The sequence below is a fragment of the Sphingomonas sp. CFBP 13733 genome, from assembly GCF_014841795.1.
In the GTDB taxonomy this organism is placed as follows: domain Bacteria; phylum Pseudomonadota; class Alphaproteobacteria; order Sphingomonadales; family Sphingomonadaceae; genus Sphingomonas; species Sphingomonas aerolata.
On the sequence record NZ_JACYUP010000002.1, the window covers coordinates 205,765 to 223,489 of the forward strand.

A 17,725-nucleotide genomic window follows, 5' to 3' on the forward strand; every position below is an offset into this window, starting at 1 on the left:
AATGCTGAAAATTGAAAACCTCCACGCCGAGATCGACGGCAATGAAATCCTTAAGGGGCTCTCGCTCGAGGTGAATGCGGGCGAGGTGCACGCGATCATGGGGCCGAACGGCGCGGGCAAGTCGACGCTGGGCTATGTGCTCGGCGGGCGGCCCGGGTACGAGGTCACGTCTGGTTCGGTGACGTTCGACGGCGTCGACCTGCTCGAGCTCGAGGCGCATGAGCGCGCCGCAGCGGGCGTGTTCCTCGGCTTCCAGTATCCGGTCGAGATCCCCGGCGTGTCGAACGTCCAGTTCCTGCGCGAGGCGCTCAACGCCCAGCGTGCGACGCGCGACGAGAAGGCGCTGTCGGGCGGCGAGTTCCTGAAGCTTGCGCGCGCGCAGGCGGATCTGCTCGGCATGGACTACGACATGCTCAAGCGGCCGGTGAATGTCGGCTTTTCGGGCGGCGAGAAGAAGCGCAACGAGATGGTGCAGATGGGCATCGTCAACCCGAAGTTCGCGATCCTCGACGAGACCGATTCAGGGCTCGACATCGATGCGCTGCGCGTTGTCGGCGACGGTATCAACCGCATCATGCGCGCCCCCGACAAGGCGGTGCTGCTGATCACGCATTATCAGCGGCTGCTCGATTATGTGGAGCCGGACTTTGTCCATGTGCTTGCCGACGGGCGGATCGTCCGGTCGGGCGGCAAGGAACTCGCGCAGCAGCTCGAGAGCGAAGGCTATGTGGGGATCGCCGCATGATCTCCCTTCGCGCCGCAGGCAGGAAAGATTGGGCTCACGCGAAGGCGCAAAGGCGCGAAGGGCGTGTGGTCAATAATCTCGTCAGCAATATCCTTCCAACGCTTCTTCGCGCCTTCGCGCCTTCGCGTGAACCATCCTCGTTTTCGTGGGCCGCATCATGAGCGTTCTCGAACTTCCCTCCACGCGCGAGGAATCGTGGCGCTGGGGTGATCCGGCGGCGATCGCGGCGGCGGCGGGGCTGCCGCGGGGTGAGGCGCTGGCGGGGTCGTGGTTCCTTGAGCTCGAGAGCGCGCGGGCGGTGTTCGTCGATGGCGTGCTCGACGAGGGTCGCAGCGATCTTCGGCATGTCGCGATCGCGCCGCTCGAGGGTGGTACGCATGTGCTGGGCGCGCGAACGACCGGTCATGGCTGGTCGCTGCGTGTCGAGGCGCACGCTTCGGCGGAGCTGATCCAGATCGTCCATATCGCGACCGGGGGCGAGAACCATGTTCCCGCCGAGATCATCCTCGCGGACGGCGCTCAGGCGTCGGTGGTCGAGACCTATGTCGGGACCGGCTGGTCGAACCGGTCGACGCGGATGACGCTCGGCGCGGGCGCGAAGCTGACGCGCGCGGTGCGGTTGCTGCAGACCGCGGGCTTCGTGTCGGTGCGCGACGAGGCGGATGTCGGCGCAGGGGCGAGCCTGATCGTGACGATGCTCGGCGCGGGCGATGCGGGGACGCGGATCGATGGCGCGATCACCGTGTCGGGCGACGATGCGTTCGCCGAATATGGCGGCGCCTTGCTGACGCGGCGCGACCAGCGGCAGGAATGCGCGCTGTCGGTGCGGCATGCCGCGCTGAACGGGCAGAGCAAGCAGATCTGGCGCGCGGTCGCAGCGGACACGTCGACCGCGAGCCTTGCGGCGCGCGTCGAGGTGGCGCGCGATGCGCAGAAGACCGACGGCGTGCAGTCGCTGCGCGGATTGCTGCTCAAGCGGACCGCGACGGTCAATCTGAAGCCCGAGCTCGAGATCTTCGCGGACGACGTGAAGTGCGCGCACGGCGCGACGGTCGGCGAGCTCGACCAGCGCGCCTTGTTCTACATGCAGAGCCGCGGCATCCCGCATGCCAAGGCGCAGGCGCTGCTGACGCGCGCGTTCGTCGGCGACGCGTTCGCGCAGATCGCGGACGAGACGGTGCGCGACGCATTCGTCGCGGACGCAGATGCGTGGCTGGAGGCGGCGCTGTGACTTTGACGCTCGAAACGCGCCCGCTCGACCGGGTGTCGGACTTCCCGGCGATTCCCGAGGGCTGGGCGTATCTCGATACCGCTGCCACCGCGCAGAAGCCGCAAGCCGTGGTCGACGCGATCACGCGCGCGTACGGCGAGACCTATGCCACCGTGCACCGCGGCGTGTACCAGCGCTCGGCTGACATGACCGTCGCGTACGAGGCGGCGCGGCGGGCGGTGGCGCGGTTCATCGGCGCAGGATCGCCCGACGAGATCGTGTTCGTGCGCGGCGCGACCGAGGCGATCAACCTGGTCGCGACCTGCTGGGCGGGGACTCAGCTGAAGGCGGGCGACCGCATCCTGCTGTCGATGCTCGAGCATCATTCGAACATCGTGCCGTGGCAGATGATCGCAGAGGCGCGCGGTGTCGCGATCGACGTGCTGCCGCTGACCGCGGACCACTGCATCGATCTCGACGCGATGGAGCGGATGATCACGCCCGCGCACAAGCTGGTCGCGCTCGGCCATGTGTCGAACGTTCTCGGCTCGGTGCTCGACGCCAAGCGCGCGACGGAGATCGCGCACTCGGTCGGCGCGAAGATCCTGCTCGACGGCTGCCAGTCGGTGCCGCGGATCGCGGTCGACGTGTCTGCGATCGGCTGCGACTTCTACGTGTTCTCAGGCCACAAGCTGTACGGCCCGACCGGGATCGGCGTGCTGTGGGCAAAGCCCGAGCTGCTCGAGGCGATGCCGCCCTATCAGGGTGGCGGGTCGATGATCGACAAGGTGTCGTTCGCGAAGACGACGTACGCGCCGGCGCCGGGACGGTTCGAGGCGGGAACGCCGCATATCGTCGGTGCGCTCGGGCTGCATGCCGCGATCGACTATGTCGAGAGCATCGGGCTGGCGGCGATCCACGCGCATGAGACCGCGCTGGTGACCGCGACGCGCGAGGCGCTGTCGGGGATCAATTCGGTGCGGCTCTATGGGCCGGCGGATTCGGCGGGGATCGTCTCGTTCACGATCGAAGGGGTTCATCCGCACGACATCGGCACCATATTGGACGAAGAGCGCGTCGCGATCCGGGCGGGCCATCACTGCGCCCAGCCGCTGATGGAGATGCTGGGCGTCGAGGCGACGGCCAGGGCGAGCTTCGGTGTCTATAACGGTCCGGCAGACGTGGATGCGCTGGTGCGCGGTATCGCGCGAGTAACGAGGATATTTGGATGAGCGATCGGTTCGAGATCGAGGAAGTCGAGGCGGTGCAGCCGCCGCCCAAGGCGCGCGTCGTGCTGGACACCGACACGGATGCCGAGCGCAAGCGCGACTATCTCGCCGGGTTCCTGGCGCAGAAGCCGCAGGTGGACTCCCCCGGCGAACCGGGCGGCGCGGTCTATGATGCGATCATCGACGCGCTGAAGGACATCTATGATCCCGAGATCCCGGTGAACATCTATGACCTGGGGCTTATCTACGGCGTCGAGGTGACCGAGGACGGGCATGCGGTCGTCACGATGACGCTGACCACGCCGAACTGTCCGGTCGCGGAATCGATGCCGATGGAGGTCGAGATGCGCGTCGGTGCGGTGCCGGGTGTCGGTGTCGCCGAGGTGAATCTGGTGTGGGATCCGGCATGGGATCCGCAGAAGATGTCCGACGAGGCGAAGCTCGAACTGGGCATGCTGTAACGACGTGCCCCTCCCCTTCAGGGGAGGGGACGGGGGTGGGGCCTTACCCCAAGCGCGCGACCCGGTCGAGCGCCCCACCCCAACCCCTCCCCTGAAGGGGAGGGGCTTTAGATGGAAGGAACGAGCCATGGCGACGACATTACGAGCACGGCCCGCGGCGCTGAACCTGACCGCGACCGCGCATGCGCGGATCGCGGACCTGATGGCGCGCGCGCCGGAGGAGTCGATCGGGGTCAAGCTGTCGACGCCCAAGCGCGGCTGTTCGGGGCTCGCTTATTCGGTCGATTATGTGAGCGAGGCCAAGCCGTTCGACGAACGGATCGACACGCCCGGCGGCACGCTGTTCGTCGATGGCGGGTCGATATTGTACCTGATCGGCTCGACGATGGACTGGGTCGAGGACGACTTCACCGCCGGGTTCGTGTTCCAGAACCCCAACGCCAAGGGTGCGTGCGGGTGCGGGGAGAGCTTCACGGTCTAAATTCTGCCGTGAGCTAATGTGTCCCCGCGAAGGCGGGGACCCAGACTGGGCTCCCGCCTTCGCGGGAGAACAAAGATCCGGCCGAGCCAAGTCGATGCCGGCCGACCGGCCGCCTTGCTTGCCCATCCCGTCCTGTGCCACTCCCCCCTGAAGAAGAGGGGATCTACGTGGCCAGTCTGTTTCGCCGAAAAATCGTCACCGAGCAGCCGCCCGAGCATCAGCTCGCGCGGACTTTGTCGTGGCCGCATCTGGTCGCGATGGGCGTGGGCGGGATCGTCGGCACGGGGATCCTGACGCTGATCGGCGTCGGGGCGGGGCTCGCGGGCCCCGCGGTCATCCTGTCGTTCATCATCGCCGGCGGGATCTGTGCCTGCGCCGCGCTCGCTTATGCCGAGATGGCGACGATGATCCCGGCGTCGGGCAGCGCCTATACCTACAGCTATGTCGTGCTCGGCGAGCTGATCGCCTGGGTGATCGGCTGGAGCCTGATCCTCGAATATTCGCTGGTCGTGTCGACCGTCGCGGTCGGCTGGTCGGGTTATGCTGCACCGTTGCTGCGCGGCGCGTTCGGGTTTCCCGAGGCGCTGACGCTCAGCCCCGAGCTGGGCGGCGTTCTGAACGTGCCGGCGATCGTGATCATCGCGGTCGTTGCAGGCGTGCTGTCGTTCGGGACGCGCGAGAGTGCGACGCTGAACGCGGTGCTGGTGGCGGTGAAGATGATCGCGCTGACCGTGTTCGTGTTCATCGCGCTCCATTATTTCAACAGCGCGAACCTGCAGCCGTTCATGCCCTATGGCTTCCCCAAGGCCGTCCAGCCCGACGGTGCGGAGCGCGGCGTGATGGCGGCGGCGGCGATCATCTTCTTCGCATTCTACGGGTTCGACGCGATCTCGACCGCGGCGGAGGAGACGAAGAATCCGGGCCGCGACCTCGCGATCGGCATCCTCGGGTCGATGGTGGCGTGCATCGCGATCTATATCCTCGTCGCGGTCGCCGCGGTGGGGGCGCTGTCCTACACGCGGTTCGCCGGCTCGGCAGAGCCGCTCGCGCTGATCCTGCGCGAGATCGGGCGGCCGGGGTTCGCGACGTTCCTGGGCGCGTCGGCGGTCATCGCGTTGCCGACCGTGCTGCTCGCCTTTCTGTTCGGGCAGAGCCGGATCTTCTTCACGATGGCGCGTGACGGCTTGCTGCCGCTGGGCCTCGCCAAGGTGTCGAAGCGCGGCGCGCCGGTGCGGATCACGTGGATCACCGCGGCGATCGTCGCGGTGATCGCGGGGCTGTTGCCGCTCGCCGAGATCGCGGCCCTCGCCAATGCCGGCACGCTCGCGGCGTTCGTCGCGGTGTGCGCGTGCATGCTGGTGATGCGTCGCCGGGCGCCTGACGCGGTGCGGACCTTCCGCGCGCCGGCCGCGACGTTGGTGGGCATCGTCGGCATTCTCGGCTGCCTGTACCTGTTCTTCAGCCTGCCCTCGAAGACACAACTCTATTTCGGGCTGTGGAACCTGCTCGGGCTGGTGATCTACTTCGTCTATGCGCGACCGCGGGCGCTTGCCGAATGAGTGGCTGGACGATCGGGATCATCGGCGGATCGGGGCTGTACGCGGTCGAGGGGATCGAGGACGGGCGCTGGCAGACGGTGGAGACGCCCTGGGGTGCGCCGTCGGATGCGATCTATACCGGGCGGGTCGGGCCTGTCGGGGTGGCGTTCCTGCCGCGGCACGGGCGAGGGCACCGGATTTCGCCCTCTGAGTTGAACGCGCGCGCGAATATCGATGCGATGAAGCGGCTGGGGGTGACCGATGTGCTGGCGGTGTCGTCGGTCGGGTCGCTGGTCGAGGCGCGGCCGCCGGGGAGCTTCACGATCGTCGACCAGTTCATCGACCGGACCAAAGGGCGGGTGTCGAGCTTCTTCGGCACGGGCCTGGTCGCGCATGTCTCGATGGCGGACCCGGTGTGTCCGCGCCTGTCGGGCCATGCCGCCGATGCCGCGCGTCAGGCCGGCGCGCAGGTCGACGATCGCGGCACCTATCTGGCGATGGAGGGGCCGCAATTCTCGACGCGCGCGGAAAGCCGGTTGTACCGCCAATGGGGCTGCGACGTGATCGGGATGACCGCGATGCCCGAGGCGAAACTCGCGCGTGAGGCGGAGCTGCCCTATGCGCTGGTCGGGATGGTGACCGACTATGACTGCTGGCGCGAGGAGGCGGCGGGGGTCGATGTCGCGGAGGTGATTGCGCAGCTCGGCGCGAATGCGGCCAAGGCGCGCGCGATGGTGATGGCGTTGCTGCGCGGGCTGCCGGCGGAGCGGCCGGCGTCGCCGATCGATACCTGTCTCGACAGTGCGATCATCACGGCGCAGGGCGCGCGGGATCCGGCGCTGGTGGCGAAGCTCGACGCGGTGGCGGGGCGGGCGCTCTAGCGGCGGCGTGACGCGCGAGGCTCTGGGTCCTGACGTTCGTCAGGATGACGGTTGGGGGAAGTGGCGGTTTGCCACCGGGTGCGGTGATCGGCGGAAGAATTGCGGCGATCCGTGGGCTCCGACACATTGGTGCAACATATCGGCGCGATGAGGTGGGGGTCGCCGCTCCCTCTCCCCCTGTGGACGGCGACGTGGCCGGGTTGTTCCCCCTCCCGGTCCCTCCCTGAACTACGGGGCGATCGTCATGGTCGCCCCGCTTTTTTCTGCCGGGCCTGGGTCGCGTTCGAGACGCGCCGTCCGCCACGCTCCTGACCTGAAACACGTCATCCCAGCGAAGGCCGGGATATCCCTTGTGGTGGGCGACATGCGCCTCACGGGGATATTCCGGCTTTCGCTGGGATGACGGTCGTTCAGGGGGCAGGCGTCGCCCCGGATCGCTCCGGGACGACGTCGCCGGATCAGGCGGCCAGCTTGCGCAGGACGTAGTGCAGGATGCCGCCGTTGAGGAAATATTCCAGCTCGTTGACGGTGTCGATCCGGCACTTGGTCTGGAACGTCTCGCTGGTGCCGTCGGCGCGGGTCATCTTGACGCTCACGTCCTGACGCGGGCGGATGCTTGCCACGTCGAGGATGGTGAACGTTTCCGAGCCGTCGAGGCCGAGCGTCTTGCGATCGGTGCCTTCGGCGAACTGCAGCGGCAGCACGCCCATACCGACCAGGTTCGAGCGGTGGATACGCTCGAAGCTCTCGGTGATGACCGCGCGGACGCCGAGCAGGTTGGTGCCCTTGGCCGCCCAGTCGCGTGACGAGCCGGTGCCATATTCCTTGCCTGCGACGATCACGAGCGGCGTGCCGTCCTGCTTGAAGCGCATCGCGGCGTCGTAGATCGCCATGACCTCGCCGTCATATTTGGACATGCCGCCTTCGACGCCAGGGACCATCTCGTTCTTGATGCGGATGTTGGCGAAGGTGCCGCGCATCATCACGTCATGGTTGCCGCGGCGTGCGCCATAGCTGTTGAAGTCGGCCTTGCTGACCTGATGCTCCTGGAGGAAACGGCCGGCCGGGCTGTCCGCCTTGATCGAGCCTGCGGGCGAGATGTGATCGGTGGTGATCGAATCGCCGAGGATCGCGAGCGGCTTGGCGTCGATGATGTCCTGCACCGGCGACGGCGTCATGCTGAGGCCCTCGAAATAGGGCGGGTTGGCGACATAGGTCGACCCTGCGCGCCAGGCGTAGGTGTCCGAACCCGTGACGTCGATCTCGCGCCACTTCGAGTCGCCCGCATAGACGTCGCCGTAGCGCGCACCGAACATCGATGCGTCGATGTTGGCGTCCATCGTGCTGCGGACTTCCTCGTTGGTCGGCCAGATGTCGCGCAGATACACGTCCTGGCCGTCGATGCCCTGACCCAGCGGCGTCTCGATCATGTCGGTCGTGACGGTGCCCTTGATCGCATAGGCGACGACGAGCGGCGGGCTGGCCAGGAAGTTGGCGCGGACGTCGGGCGAGACGCGGCCCTCAAAGTTGCGGTTGCCCGAGAGGACCGACGCCGCGACGAGGTCGTTCTCGTTGATCGCCGACGAGATGGCCGGCGCCAGCGGGCCCGAATTGCCGATGCAGGTCGTGCAGCCATAGCCGACGAGGTTGAAGCCGAGCGCGTTCAGGTCGGCGGTGAGGCCGGCCTTGTCGAGATAGTCGGTGACGACCTGCGAACCCGGCGCGAGCGAGGTCTTCACCCAGGGCTTCGACTTGAGGCCCAGCGCGTTCGCCTTGCGGGCGACGAGACCGGCGGCGACGAGCACCGACGGGTTCGACGTGTTGGTGCAGCTGGTGATCGCGGCGATCACGACGTCGCCGTCGCCGATGTCGTGCTCACGCCCCTCGACCGCGACGCGCTCGGGCTGCTCCTTGTGGTAGAGCTTGTGGAGGTCGCTGTTGAACACCTCGTCGACCTTGTTGAGGCTGACGCGGTCCTGCGGGCGCTTCGGGCCGGCGAGCGATGCGACGACCGAACCCATGTCGAGCTCGAGCGTGTCGGTGAAGACGGGGTCTTCGGCATTCTCGTCGCGCCAGAAGCCGTTGGCCTTGGCATAGGCCTCGACCAGCTCGACATTCTCGTCCGAGCGCGCGGTGAGGCGCATGTAGTCGAGCGTCTTGTCGTCGATCGGGAAGAAGCCGCAGGTCGCGCCATATTCGGGCGCCATGTTGGCGATCGTCGCGCGATCGGCGAGCGTCATCGACGACAGGCCGGGGCCGAAGAACTCGACGAAGCGGCCGACCACGCCCTTGGCGCGCAGCATCTGCGTGACGGTGAGCACGAGATCGGTGGCGGTGATGCCCTCGTTAAGTGCGCCGGTCAGCTTGAAGCCGACGACTTCGGGGATCAGCATCGACACGGGCTGGCCGAGCATCGCGGCCTCGGCCTCGATCCCGCCGACGCCCCAGCCGAGCACGCCGAGACCGTTGATCATCGTCGTGTGGCTGTCGGTGCCGACCAGCGTGTCCGGATAGGCGATCATCGTGCCGTCGCCATGATCACCCGACGAGGCCGACGACCAGACGGCCTGGCCGATATATTCGAGGTTCACCTGGTGGCAGATGCCGGTGCCGGGGGGGACGACCTGGAAATTGTCGAGCGCCTTGCTGCCCCACTTGAGGAACTCGTAGCGCTCGATGTTGCGCTCATATTCGAGGTCGACGTTGTCCTCGAACGCCTTGGGCGTGCCGAACTCGTCGACCATCACCGAGTGATCGATGACGAGGTGGACGGGAACCTGCGGGTTGATCTTCTCGGGGTTGCCGCCGAGCTTGGTCATCGCGTCGCGCATCGCGGCGAGATCGACCACGCAGGGCACGCCGGTGAAATCCTGCATCAGCACGCGCGCGGGGCGATACTGGATCTCGCGGTCGCTGCGACGCTCCTTCTGCCAGTCGACGATCGCCTGGATGTCGTCGCGCGTGACGGTGACGCCGTCCTCGAAGCGCAGCAGGTTCTCGAGCAGCACCTTCATCGAGAAGGGCAGGCGGCTGATGTCGCCGAGCTGTTCGGAGGCCTTGGCGAGGCTGTAATAGTCATACGACTTGCCGCCGGTCGAAAGGCTCGTGCGGGTCTTGAGGGTGTCCTGGCCGATGGCAGTCATAGGGGTCCTTCCCGTGGGCGTCGGGCCGCCGGACGCCGAGGGGAAAGCGGCCTATGGGACCGCGGGGGCGCGTAGGGGACCGACCTGAATGCGGTTACTGCCGGGGCCTTAGCAAGGGGGGGCGGGCGGGGGAAGGGCGGGTTTTGATTGAGACGCGGTTTCGCGTGCGCGACTAACATTGCGACCGGGCCACAACCGGTTATGCTCCGGCTCCGTCGAGGGCCGATGCAGCAAGCACGCCGGAATGGAGAGGACCATAAATATGTCAGACGATGTCAAAGCCGCGATCGACAAGGGTGCCGATCGGGCAAAGGCGGCGACCGATCAGGCCGCGGGTGCGGCGAAGACCGCGACCGACCGGATGCAGGCGGATGCGCAGAGCGCGCAGGCCGCGTTTTCGGATCATTTCGGTGAACCCGCCAAGCGCGCCGGCGAGGCGCTGAAGGAATCGGGGCGCAAGATGGCGGAGAACGGATCGACGATCGGCGCAAAGATGATCGACCAGGCCGAACAGAATACGCGCGAGGCGTTCGCGGCGATGCGCGAGGCGGCGTCCGCGAAGGACCTGACCGACGTGATGAAGATCCAGAGCGACTATCTGCGGACACAGAGCGAGCGCAGCATGAGCCAGGCGCGTGAGATCGGCGAGCTGATCATGCGGTTCGGGCGCGACGCGGTCACGCCGATGAAGGGCGGCTGATCATCGATCCGCGCCGGGCCGACACGATCGGCCCGGCGCGACCAGCCTATTCGGCGCGTGGTGCGCCGGTGGCGGTGACCGGCCGAGGTCCGTTCGCGGTCGCCTCGAGCGTCGAGTCGCCGCCGAGCACTCGGTAGAGCGTGACCCGGTTGCTCGCGCCGACCAGCTGCGTCGCGACGAGGTTGCGCTGTGCGGTGTAAAGCGAGCGCTGCGCGTCGAGCGAGCTGAGGAAGGTGTCGATCCCGCCGCGATAGCGCGCGTCGGACAGGCGATAGGTGTCCTGCGCCGCCGCCGCGAAATTGACGTTGGCGGCGAGCTGATCGGCGATCGTGCCTTGGCGCGCGAGCGCGTCGGCGGTTTCCTGGAACGCGGTCTGGATCGATTTCTCGTAGGTGGCGAGCGCGGCATCACGCTGCGCCTTCGTGTATTCGACATTGGCGACGCCCGCGCCGGCGCGGAAGATCGGGTAGCTGATCGAGGGCGCGACCGAATAGTTGAACGCGCCGCCCGAAAACAGCGAGGTCAGCGCGCTGCTGGCAAAGCCGAGCAGACCGGTGAGCGAGACGCGCGGGAACAGCTCGGCACGCGCCGCGCCGATCTCGGCATTGGTCGCACGCAGCTCATATTCCGCCTGAACGACGTCGGGGCGGCGGAGCAGGATGCCGCTGTCGAGGCCGGCGGGCAGGGTGGCGACGGTCGGCAGCGCCTGCTCGATCGACGCGGGCAGCAACGCGGTGTCGACCGGCGCGCCGACGAGCAGTTGCAGCGCGTTGATATCCTGCGCGAGTGCGGTCTTCTGGGTCGCGAGATCGGATTGCGCGGTGAACAGGATCTGCTGTGCCTGACGCAGGTCGGTGCGCGGCGCGACGCCGCCGCGGAGCCGCGCCTGGGTGAGGGTCACGCTGCGCTGCGAGCTGGCGACGGTGTCCTGCGCGATTCGGAGCAGGCTCTGGTCGGAGGCATAGGTCAGCCACGCGTCGGCGATGTCGCCGACCAGCGTCAGCCGGGTCGCACGCGCCGCGGCCTCGGTCTGGAAATAGCGGTTGAGCGCGGCACCGGTGAGCGAGCGGATGCGGCCGAACAGGTCGAGCTCGAACGCGGTGGTGCCGAGGTCGACCGAGAAGGCGCTGTTCGAGCTGGACGAGCTGACGACGGTCCCGCCCGTGCCGGTGCCGCCGGTCCCCGTGCCGGTCCCGCCCGTGCCGGTGCCTGTCCCGGTTCCTGTGCCGCCGGTGCCCGTGCCTGTGCCCGTGTTGCTGGTCGCGGTGCTGCGCGCGCCATTGCCGCCGCCCGAATAGCTGTAGCGGCCGCTCGCATCGATCTGGGGGAGCAGGTCGGCGCGCTGGATGCGATATTGCGCGCGGGTCGCGGCGATGTTCGCCGCGGCGACGCGCAGGTCGCGGTTGTTTGCCAGCGCCTGGACGATGATCTGCTGGAGCCGCGGGTCGCGGAACACGTCGCGGTAGGTGAAGGCCGGCAGCGCCGCTTCGGACTGACGCAGATAGGCGTCGCCGACCGGCCAGGACACCGGCGTGGGCAGCTCGGGCCGGACATATTTGGGGGCGAGCGAGCAGCCCGCGAGCGCGGTCGACGCGGCGAAGATCAGGAGTGGCGAACGCATCATGCGGGCTCCGGCCGGTGGGGGCCTGGTTGTTCGGGAGGGCCGAGCTTTTCGGAATCGCGACCGTCATGGTCATCCTCGCCGCCGTGGAAGCCGGTCGGGCGACCACGCAGCTTGGCGATGCCGTCGCGCGCGCCGCGGCGGACGAGCACGAAGAACAGCGGGATGTAGAAGATCGCGAGCAAGGTCGCGGTCAGCATCCCGCCGACCACCGCGGTGCCGATCGCGATGCGGCTGTTCGCGCCCGCACCGGTCGACAGCGCAAGCGGGAGCACGCCGAGGATGAACGCGAACGACGTCATCAGGATCGGACGAAGACGGATCTTGGCGGCGGACAGTGCGGCCTCGATGACGCGCTTGCCCTTGCGCTCTTCCTGTTCGGCGAACTCGATCATCAAAATCGCGTTCTTCGCCGCGAGCCCCATCGTCGTCAGCAGCCCGATCTGGAGATACACGTCGTTGATGAGCCCGCGCAGCGTCACCGCGAGGATCGCGCCGACGAGGCCCAGGGGGATGACGAGCAGCACCGCGATCGGGATCGACCAGCTTTCATAGAGCGCGGCGAGGCACAGGAAGACGACGAGCAGCGACAGCCCGTAGAGGATCGGCGCCTGACCCGAGGACAGGCGTTCCTGGTAGGAGAGCCCCGACCACGCGACCGAGGTGCCGGGGATCTGCCCGGCAAGCTCGGCGATCCGGGTCATCGCGTCGCCCGAGCTGACGCCCGCCGCGCCCGACCCCTGGATCTCGTAGGACGAGATGCCGTTGAACCGCGACAGCGTCGTCGGTGCCTGCGACCAGCTGGTGCGCGCGAAGGAGGAGAAGGGCGCCATCTGGCCGTTCGACCCGCGGACGAACCACTGGCTCAGGTCCGAGGGTGCGGCGCGGAACTGTGCGTCGCCCTGGACATAGACGCGCTTGACGCGGCCGCGGTCGATGAAGTCGTTGACATACTGGCCGCCCCAGGCGGTCGACAGCGTCGAGTTCACGTTGGCCTGGGTCAGCCCGAGCGTCGAGAGCTTCTGCTGGTCGGCATCGACGCGCAGCGTCGCGACGTCGGGCAGCTCGGTCAGGCGGATCGCGGTCAGCGACGAATCGGCGCGGGCGAGCGCGAGCAACTTGTCGCGCGCGGCGTTGAACTCGGTCTGGCTCAGGCTGCCGCTGTTCTGCAGCTGCATCGTGAAGCCGTTCGACGAGCCGAGACCGCGGATCGCCGGCGGGACGAGCGAATAGACCTGCGCATCGCGGAACCCTGCGAAGGCCTGGGCCGCGCGGCCGGTGATCGCCTCGGCGGTGTTTTCCTTGCCCTCGCGGTTTTCCCACGGCGCGAACGAGACGAAGCCCTGGCCGGTGTTCTGGCCGCTCGCACCACCGCCACCGCCGCCGCTGACGGTGAACATCGTGCTCACATTCGCCTTCTCGTTCGTGAAGTAATATTTCTCGATCTGCTTCTGCAGCGCGAAGGTGCGCCCTTGCGTCGCGCCCGCGGGCAGCTGGAACTGGACGATGCCGGTGCCCTGGTCCTCGGTCGGCAGGAAGCCCGTGGGCAGGCGGAGGAACATCACCGCCAGCAGCGCGACGACCGCGGCATAGATCAGCAGGAACAGCCATTTGCGATTGACCACCGACTGGACGGCGCCGACGTATTTCCTGGTACCCTTTTCGAACGTGTCGTTGAACTTGTCGCCCGCGCGCGTGAAAAAATGCGCGACCTTCGGAAATTTGCGCTCGCCCCGACTCTGTTCGGGATTGCCGTCGGCATCCGTCTTCTTCTGCTTGAGCAACGTCGCGGTCAGCGCCGGCGACAGGATCAGCGCGACGAGCACCGACAGGACCATCGCCGACACCATCGTCAGCGAGAACTGGCGGTAGATCACGCCGGTCGATCCGCCGAAGAACGCCATCGGCAGGAACACCGCGGACAGCACGAGCGCGATCGCGACCAGCGCGACGGTGATCTCGTTCATCGATTCGATCGTCGCCTCGCGCGGCGACATGTCGGGATTTTCCTCCATCAGGCGCTCGACATTCTCGACGACGACGATCGCGTCGTCGACGAGCAGCCCGATCGCGAGCACGAGCCCGAACAGCGTCAGCGTGTTGATCGAGAAGCCCGCGAGATAGAAGACGCCGAAGGTGCCGAGCAGCACGACCGGCACCGCGATCGTCGGGATCAGCGTCGCGCGCCAGCTCTGCAGGAAGACGAACATGACGATGACGACGAGGATGACCGCCTCGATCAGCGTCTTGATGACCTCTTCGATCGACAGCTTGATGAAGTTGGTCGTGTCGTTGGCGTAAGCGAATTTGAGGCCGGGCGGGAAGCTCTTGGCGGACTTCTCGACATAGGCCTTGACCAGCTCGGCGGTCTTGAGCGCGTCGGCGCCAGGGGCCAGCAGCACCGCGATGCCCGCACCCGGATGCGCGTTGACGCGGCTGCGCGCGTTGTAGTTTTCGGCGCCCAGTTCGATCCGCGCGACGTCGCGCAGCTTGACCGTCGCGCTGGTGTTGGTGGTCTTCAGGATGATGTTGGCGAACTGCTCGGGCGTCTGGAGACGCGACTGGGCGGTCACGGTCGCGTTGAGCATCTGCGTGTCGGGCTGCGGCTGACCACCGAGTTCGCCGGCCGCGACCTCGGTATTCTGCGCCTGGATCGCGGTCGTCACGTCGCTCGGGATCAGCTGGAAGCTCGCCAGCTTGTTCGGGTCGAGCCAGATCCGCATCGCGTACTGCGCACCGAAGACGTTGCTGTCGCCGATGCCCGGAATACGGCCGAGCGGATCCTGGAGGTTCGAGACGAGATAGTCCGAAACGTCCTGGTTGGTCAGCTTGTCGGTCTCGTCATAGACGCCGACGATCAGCAGATTGTCCGGGTTCGACTTGCGGACGACGAGGCCCTGCTGCTGCACCTGGGTGGGGAGGCGCGACAGCGTCTGCTGGATCTGGTTCTGGACCTGGACCTGCGCGATGTCGGGATCGGTGCCCTTTTCGAACGTGACCGTGACCGTCACCGAGCCGCGCGACGACGAGGACGAGCTGAAATAGATCAGCCCGTCGATCCCGGTCAGCGACTGTTCGACGACCTGCGTCACGCTGTTCTGGATCGTCTGTGCGTTGGCACCGGGGAAGGTCGCGCGGATCGTTACCTGTGGCGGCGCGACGTCGGGATATTGTGCGATCGGCAGGCTCATGATCGCGCCGATGCCGCCGAGCATCACGATGATCGCGAGCACCCAGGCAAAGATCGGGCGATCGATGAAGACACGGGATAACATAAGGGTCTAGCCGGCCTTTTTCTGGCTGGCCTTATCGCCACCCGAGGAGTCGCCCTTGGGCGCTTCGATCTTTTGCGCGGTGTTTTCGGGGACCGGCTTCACGCTCTGATTGGGGGCGATCTTCGACAGCCCCTGCGTGATGATCCGGTCGCCGGGGTTGAGCCCGCTGGTGACGACCCAATAGGGGCCCTGCGTCCGGTCGGCCTTGATCGTCTTCTGCACCGCCTTGTTGTCGGCACTGACGACATAGACGGTCGCATTGCCCTTCGCGTCGCGCGCGACGCCCGCCTGCGGCACGAGGAACGCGCGCTGGTTGATTGCCTGCGCGAACTTCGCCTGGACGAACATGCCGGGCAGCAACAGCCCCTGGGGATTGGGGAAGCGCGCGCGCAGCGTCACGGTGCCGGTCTCGGTGTTGACCAGAGCTTCGGCGAATTCGACCGAGCCGGTCGCGCCGTAATCGCTGCCATCCTCGAGCTCGAGGCGGACCTCGGCGCGGGTCGGGACGATGCCGTTCTGGCCGAGCGAGCGGCGCAGCGCGAGCAGGTCGCCCGAGGCTTGCTGGATGTCGACGAAGATCGGGTCGAGCCGCTGGATCTGCGACAGCGGATCGGTCTGCGTCGCGGAGACGAGCGCGCCGACGGTGAACAGCGAGCGGCCGATCCGCCCGGTGATCGGCGCGGGGACGGTCGTGAACTTCAGGTTGATCTGCGCGGTCTCGAGCGCGGCGCGGGTCTGTGCGACCGACGCGGTCGCCTGGCGCGAGGTGGCGATCGCGTTGGTGTAATCCTGCTTGCTGATCGCCTCCATCTCGGCGAGCGGCTTGTACCGCTGCGCAAGGATGCCCTGCGCCTCGGCATTGGCACGTGCGCTCTGCAGATTGGCCTGCGCCTCGTTGGCGGCGGCGCGGTAGAGCCGCGGGTCGATCTCGTAGAGCGGCTGGCCCTTCTTGACGAGCGTGCCTTCGGTGAAGAAGCGGCGGCGGATGATCCCGGTGACCTGGGGCCGGACGTCCGAGCTTTCGAACGCGGTGGTGCGGCCGCTGAGTTCGGTTGTCATCGCGACGCTCGACGGCTGGATGACGACATAGCCGACGGTGGGGGTGCCCTGGCCCGGCTGACCGCCCTTGCCCTTGCCTTTTGCGGCATCGCCGCCGCCACCGGAACAGGCCGCGAGGCCGATCAGCGCGGGTGCCATCACGGCGTAGCGCCAAGGGGTAAGTCGTTTGGCTATCAAGTGGGGTATCCGCGATCAGATGAGGGCCGGCTAAACCATGCGGATGTACCAGAAGTATGTCAGTTGAAAAGCGGACGCGAAAAATAGGGAAGAAAGAGTAACCTGGTTTGTTGGTGGGGGTGTTTTGTGGTGTTTCCGGGGTGGGGTTTCTTCGCGGTCGGTTGTGGTGCTGGAGGGCAGGATCCAGGGGGCGAGGGGATCGTTGGGGGCTCTGGATCCTGACTTTTGTCAGGATGACGGGTGGTTTTTTGGAGGGGGCTGTTGCGAGGATCCCCGGGGCGGTTCGTTCTCCTGATCCGTTCGTATTCCAAACCCGTCCGTCCCCCCCGTTCGTGCTGAGCGAAGTCGAAGCACCTTCTCTCGGGGCATGCCCTTCGACTTCGCTCAGGGCGAACGGGGAGGGAGCGGGCGAACGGAGGGGGAGGGGGGCGGGCGAACGGGAGGGGCGAACGGGGAGGGGGCGGGCAGTTGATTTGAAAAGGCGCAACACATGATCGATGACGACAAGCAGGCGGCGGCGGTGGCGGCGGTGGCGGAGGTTCGGGACGGGATGCTGGTCGGGCTGGGCACCGGGTCGACCGCGGCGTTCGCGATCCGTGCGCTGGGCGAGCGGGTCGCGGCGGGGCTCGACGTCCGCGCGGTCGTCACGTCCGAGGCGAGCGGCGCGCTGGCGCGGCAGGTGGGCATTGCGGTGCTCGACTTCGCCGATATCGCGCAGGTCGACCTGACGATCGACGGCGCGGACGAGATCGATGCGCGGTGTTTCGCGATCAAGGGCGCGGGCGGGGCGATGTTGCGCGAGAAGATCGTCGCCGCAAGCTCGGCACGGATGGTCGTGATTGCGGACGGATCGAAGCGGGTCGAACGGATCGGCGCGGCGAAGCTGCCGGTCGAGCTGCTGCCCTTCGCACGGGCTTATGTGATGCGCGTGCTGGCCGACCTTGGCGGAGCGCCGGTGATTCGTCCCAACTATCGGACGGATCAGGACAATCTGGTTGCGGATTGCCGATTTCCGACGCTCGGCGACCCGCACGCGCTCGCTGCGGTGCTGGCGGCGATTCCGGGCGTGCTGGGCCACGGATTGTTCCTCGACGAGGTCGATGCCGCGTATATTGCATCGAAAGGCGTCGTTACGCGACTGGAACGCTCGGGTGCATCCGCCTAAAGGCATCCTATGTTGGCAACCAGATCGGATGCGCGGCGTT

13 protein-coding genes are annotated in these 17,725 nt (G+C 67.1%); 9 read left to right on the forward strand and 4 right to left on the reverse strand.

The features are described from left to right. Position 1: 1 nt before the first annotated feature. The 7 genes from sufC to mtnP all read left to right on the forward strand — a co-directional run bounded on the left by sufC (position 2) and on the right by mtnP (position 6,545). Positions 2-745, forward strand: coding sequence for a Fe-S cluster assembly ATPase SufC (gene sufC / locus IFT71_RS05135; RefSeq protein ID WP_192139493.1), 744 nt, complete (start codon positions 2-4; stop codon positions 743-745). Between the two features lie 157 nt (positions 746-902). Next, positions 903-1,976 (forward strand): SufD family Fe-S cluster assembly protein, encoded by a 1,074-nt coding sequence (locus IFT71_RS05140; RefSeq protein ID WP_192139495.1) that lies wholly within the window; start codon positions 903-905, stop codon positions 1,974-1,976. A gap of 2 nt (positions 1,977-1,978) precedes the next feature. Next, positions 1,979-3,187, forward strand: coding sequence for a cysteine desulfurase (locus IFT71_RS05145; protein WP_197976069.1), 1,209 nt, complete (start codon positions 1,979-1,981; stop codon positions 3,185-3,187). Further along, positions 3,184-3,645, forward strand: coding sequence for an SUF system Fe-S cluster assembly protein (locus tag IFT71_RS05150; RefSeq protein ID WP_192139499.1), 462 nt, complete (start codon positions 3,184-3,186; stop codon positions 3,643-3,645). Before IFT71_RS05145 ends, IFT71_RS05150 begins: the two co-directional genes overlap by 4 nt. A 127-nt stretch (positions 3,646-3,772) precedes the next feature. Beyond that, the gene (locus IFT71_RS05155) at positions 3,773-4,126 is read left to right on the forward strand and encodes a HesB/IscA family protein (protein ID WP_031441054.1); all 354 of its coding nucleotides are present in this window, start codon (positions 3,773-3,775) and stop codon (positions 4,124-4,126) included. A gap of 167 nt (positions 4,127-4,293) precedes the next feature. Further along, the gene (locus IFT71_RS05160; RefSeq protein ID WP_192139501.1) at positions 4,294-5,685 is read left to right on the forward strand and encodes an amino acid permease; all 1,392 of its coding nucleotides are present in this window, start codon (positions 4,294-4,296) and stop codon (positions 5,683-5,685) included. Beyond that, positions 5,682-6,545: an S-methyl-5'-thioadenosine phosphorylase gene (gene mtnP, locus IFT71_RS05165; protein ID WP_192139503.1), complete on the forward strand. Its 864-nt coding sequence runs from the start codon at positions 5,682-5,684 to the stop codon at positions 6,543-6,545. Before IFT71_RS05160 ends, mtnP begins: the two co-directional genes overlap by 4 nt. A 458-nt stretch (positions 6,546-7,003) precedes the next feature. On the opposite strand, the gene acnA is transcribed toward mtnP, so the two are convergent. Further along, positions 7,004-9,688: an aconitate hydratase AcnA gene (gene acnA, locus IFT71_RS05170; RefSeq protein WP_192139505.1), complete on the reverse strand. Its 2,685-nt coding sequence runs from the start codon at positions 9,686-9,688 to the stop codon at positions 7,004-7,006. A gap of 262 nt (positions 9,689-9,950) precedes the next feature. Here acnA and IFT71_RS05175 point away from each other — a divergent pair, with 262 nt between their 5' ends. Beyond that, positions 9,951-10,388: a phasin family protein gene (locus IFT71_RS05175; protein WP_236701822.1), complete on the forward strand. Its 438-nt coding sequence runs from the start codon at positions 9,951-9,953 to the stop codon at positions 10,386-10,388. Positions 10,389-10,434: 46 nt separating this feature from the next. On the opposite strand, the gene IFT71_RS05180 is transcribed toward IFT71_RS05175, so the two are convergent. From IFT71_RS05180 to IFT71_RS05190, 3 genes are read right to left on the reverse strand one after another with little or no spacing between them, the layout of a single operon-like run. Then, positions 10,435-12,009 carry an efflux transporter outer membrane subunit gene (locus tag IFT71_RS05180; RefSeq protein WP_446740751.1) on the reverse strand — a complete coding sequence of 525 codons (1,575 nt, stop codon included), beginning with the start codon at positions 12,007-12,009 and terminating at the stop codon, positions 10,435-10,437. After that, positions 12,009-15,284, reverse strand: coding sequence for a multidrug efflux RND transporter permease subunit (locus IFT71_RS05185; RefSeq protein ID WP_192139509.1), 3,276 nt, complete (start codon positions 15,282-15,284; stop codon positions 12,009-12,011). The genes IFT71_RS05180 and IFT71_RS05185 overlap by 1 nt, the downstream gene beginning before the upstream one ends. Before the next feature lie 6 nt (positions 15,285-15,290). Then, positions 15,291-16,481 carry an efflux RND transporter periplasmic adaptor subunit gene (locus IFT71_RS05190; RefSeq protein WP_192140196.1) on the reverse strand — a complete coding sequence of 397 codons (1,191 nt, stop codon included), beginning with the start codon at positions 16,479-16,481 and terminating at the stop codon, positions 15,291-15,293. A gap of 529 nt (positions 16,482-17,010) precedes the next feature. On the opposite strand from IFT71_RS05190, the gene rpiA reads away from it, so the two are divergent. Next, on the forward strand, positions 17,011-17,685 hold the full coding sequence (gene rpiA / locus IFT71_RS05195; protein ID WP_192139511.1) for a ribose-5-phosphate isomerase RpiA: 675 nt from the start codon (positions 17,011-17,013) through the stop codon (positions 17,683-17,685). Positions 17,686-17,725 lie beyond the last annotated feature (40 nt).

Coding starts and splice junctions, on each gene's coding strand:
- sufC (WP_192139493.1), top strand. CDS start 2: ATGCTGAAAATTGAAAACCTCCACGCCGAGATCGACGGCAATGAAATC.
- IFT71_RS05140 (WP_192139495.1), top strand. CDS start 903: ATGAGCGTTCTCGAACTTCCCTCCACGCGCGAGGAATCGTGGCGCTGG.
- IFT71_RS05150 (WP_192139499.1), top strand. CDS start 3,184: ATGAGCGATCGGTTCGAGATCGAGGAAGTCGAGGCGGTGCAGCCGCCG.
- IFT71_RS05155 (WP_031441054.1), top strand. CDS start 3,773: ATGGCGACGACATTACGAGCACGGCCCGCGGCGCTGAACCTGACCGCG.
- mtnP (WP_192139503.1), top strand. CDS start 5,682: ATGAGTGGCTGGACGATCGGGATCATCGGCGGATCGGGGCTGTACGCG.
- acnA (WP_192139505.1), bottom strand. CDS start 9,688: ATGACTGCCATCGGCCAGGACACCCTCAAGACCCGCACGAGCCTTTCG.
- IFT71_RS05175 (WP_236701822.1), top strand. CDS start 9,951: ATGTCAGACGATGTCAAAGCCGCGATCGACAAGGGTGCCGATCGGGCA.
- IFT71_RS05180 (WP_446740751.1), bottom strand. CDS start 12,009: ATGCGTTCGCCACTCCTGATCTTCGCCGCGTCGACCGCGCTCGCGGGC.
- IFT71_RS05185 (WP_192139509.1), bottom strand. CDS start 15,284: ATGTTATCCCGTGTCTTCATCGATCGCCCGATCTTTGCCTGGGTGCTC.
- IFT71_RS05190 (WP_192140196.1), bottom strand. CDS start 16,481: ATGGCACCCGCGCTGATCGGCCTCGCGGCCTGTTCCGGTGGCGGCGGC.
- rpiA (WP_192139511.1), top strand. CDS start 17,011: ATGATCGATGACGACAAGCAGGCGGCGGCGGTGGCGGCGGTGGCGGAG.